Annotated in this window: 1 protein-coding gene; it reads right to left on the reverse strand. The window is 60.0% G+C overall.

Annotated features, from left to right (window positions below; all coding sequences use genetic code 11):
- Nucleotide 1 precedes the first annotated feature (1 nt).
- Nucleotides 2-1,060 (reverse strand): photosystem II D2 protein (photosystem q(a) protein) (gene psbD / locus ACVWZJ_RS14120; RefSeq protein ID WP_011432491.1); only part of this gene is annotated, 1,059 nt, incomplete at its 5' end.

Here is a 1,060-nt window from a genome sequence, read left to right on the forward strand (position 1 = left end):
TTTAGAGCGCATTGCCGCGGGGGAGGACTTCTTCAGGGAACTCAAAGCGCTCATGGGGCTGGTCCTGCGGCGCCATCCACGCCCGAATCCCCTCGTTCAGCAAAATGTTCTTCGTGTAAAACGTCTCAAACTCCGGGTCTTCCGCTGCCCGCACCTCCTGACTGATAAAGTCATACGCCCGCAGGTTCAGCGCCAACCCCACTACCCCAATGCTCGACATCCACAAACCCGTCACCGGCACAAACAACATGAAAAAGTGCAGCCACCGCTTGTTGGAAAACGCTATCCCAAAAATCTGGCTCCAGTACCGGTTGGCCGTCACCATCGAGTAGGTCTCCTCCGACTGCGTCGGCTCAAAAGCCCGAAAGGTGCTGGCCGCCTCCCCATCCTGAAACAGGGTGTTCTCCACCGTCGCCCCATGGATGGCACACAACAGCGCTCCACCCAAAACGCCAGCCACCCCCATCATGTGGAACGGGTTCAGCGTCCAGTTGTGGAACCCCTGGAAAAACAGCAAAAAGCGGAAAATCCCCGCCACCCCAAAGCTGGGCGCAAAAAACCAGCTGCTCTGCCCCAGCGGGTAAATCAAAAACACGCTCACAAACACCGCTATCGGCGCGCTAAACGCAATGGCGTTGTAGGGCCGCACCCCCACCAGCCGGGCAATCTCAAATTGCCGCAGCATAAAGCCAATCAGCCCCAGCGCTCCGTGCAGGGCCACAAAGGTCCACAGCCCCCCAATCTGGCACCAGCGGGTGAAGTCCCCCTGGGCTTCGGGGCCCCACAGCAGCAGCAGGCTGTGCCCCATGCTGTCGGCGGGGGTGGAGACGGCTACGGTCAAAAAGTTGCACCCTTCCAGGTAGGAGCTGGCCAACCCGTGGGTGTACCAGGAAGTTACAAAGGTGGTGCCGGTGAGCCAGCCGCCCAGGGCTAGGTAAGCGCAGGGGAACAGCAGCAGCCCGGACCAGCCGATAAACACGAATCTGTCGCGCTTGAGCCAGTCATCGACGATGTCGAACCATCCTCGCTCCTGACGCACGCGCCCTACCGCTATGGTCAT

Source organism: Thermostichus sp. OS-CIW-29 (assembly GCF_054058195.1).